Origin of the sequence: Psychrobacter sp. ANT_H3 (assembly GCF_027919975.1) — a bacterium.
Taxonomy (GTDB): domain Bacteria; phylum Pseudomonadota; class Gammaproteobacteria; order Pseudomonadales; family Moraxellaceae; genus Psychrobacter; species Psychrobacter maritimus.
Genome location: NZ_JAQISM010000048.1, coordinates 1 through 1556 on the forward strand (window position 1 = coordinate 1; position 1556 = coordinate 1556).

The 1556-nt window shown below is 44.7% G+C and carries 1 protein-coding gene; it reads right to left on the minus strand.

The features are described from left to right. On the minus strand, positions 1-1556 hold a 1556-nt coding region (locus PG901_RS13530), incomplete at both ends, for a phosphoenolpyruvate carboxylase (RefSeq protein ID WP_271134692.1).

Genomic DNA, 1556 nt, shown 5'->3' on the forward strand with positions numbered 1-1556 from the left:
AAAGCATTGATACTACGGATTAATGGATCTTCAACAGCAAGATCATCGTCATTATCTGTAGCGTCTTTTTGTCTGGCACGTTTTAACAACTCAATTTGGATGTAATTAATCGGATCTAAATAAGCATTTCGCCATTGTAGGGACGCGGCAAGGCTTTGCTGATGCGCCAATAACGATGTCTGGTTAAGCAAAGAGTTCAAACCTGAGAAGGTTAGATGGTGCTCATTAATTACCGCTTGCATAATTTGTTCACGTAATCCCTCATCTTCACATAGCTGACTATAAGCCTGAGCAATGCTCATCTCAGATTTGGTAAACGCCATTTCAATATTGCTAATAAATACGTTAAAAAACGGCCAGCAACTGTTCATCTCCCTCATTAAAGCTTCGTCTTCTTTAACGCTATGAAGAGCACTACCTACGCCATACCAAGCTGGTAGGGTAAAGCGCGCTAAAGACCAACCAAATACCCAAGGAATCGCCCGCAAGGTTGTTTTACTTGGCAGGCCTTTGTTACGGTGCGCTGGGCGCGAGCCAATATTTAATAAAGAGATTTCCTGCACTGGCGTCACTTGTGAGTAGAACTGATAAAACCCTTCGGTATGGTCCGTAAGCGTACGATAACTTTGTTCACCCGCATCGGCTAGACGCGCAAAGAGTGCTTCATAATTTGGTAGTTCAGGCGGTTGCACCACAAATCTTGTTGAGCACGCTTTAAGCGTACCAGTGATGCCCATGGTGAGCTCAAACACAGCAGTATCGGTGTTGGCATATTTGGCATAAAGGACTTCACCTTGCTCAGTGACTTTAATTTCTCCATGCAGTGTCCCTGCGGGCTGAGCGGCAATTGCATTATGTGTTGAGCCACCGCCACGACTGACAGAGCCACCGCGGCCATGAAACAGGCGTGTTTTGATACCATACTCAGCAGCAATACGGTTAATGGTTTGCTGCGCGCTATAAAGCTGCCATGCAGAAGTAATAATACCGCCATCTTTCGATGAATCTGAATAGCCTAACATGATTTCTTGGGTATTATCTGAGTGCGCAAGCAACCCTCTATACAGCGGGTTATCTAAAACTACAGGTAAGATCTTATCGATATTTTTAAGATCTTCGATGGTTTCAAACAAGGGTGCGACAGGTAAGTCAGCAGATAATTGCCCCTTATCGTCAATCTTACATAAGCCTGCAAAGCGCATCAGTAGTAATACTTCTAGTAATTGACTGGCGTTATTGGTCATCGAAATCACATAACTACCGAACGTGTCTTGTCCGACCAGTTTACGTAATGTGGCCACTGAGTTCATCAAGGCTAATTGTTCACGGGTTTTATTAGTCAAGTTATCGGTATAGATGAGCGGTGTACCCGGCTTTGCAAGTAAACGCGTCAACCACTCTTGGCGCTCGGTTTCACCCAGAGTCTGATAGTCTGGTAAGTTCGAGGCATTGGCGAAAATATCAGCAATCACTTCACTATGATAAGACGATTCTTGGCGAATATCGAGCGCTGCTAGATGAAAGCCGCAGGTTTTGACCAGACGAATCGTATCGAG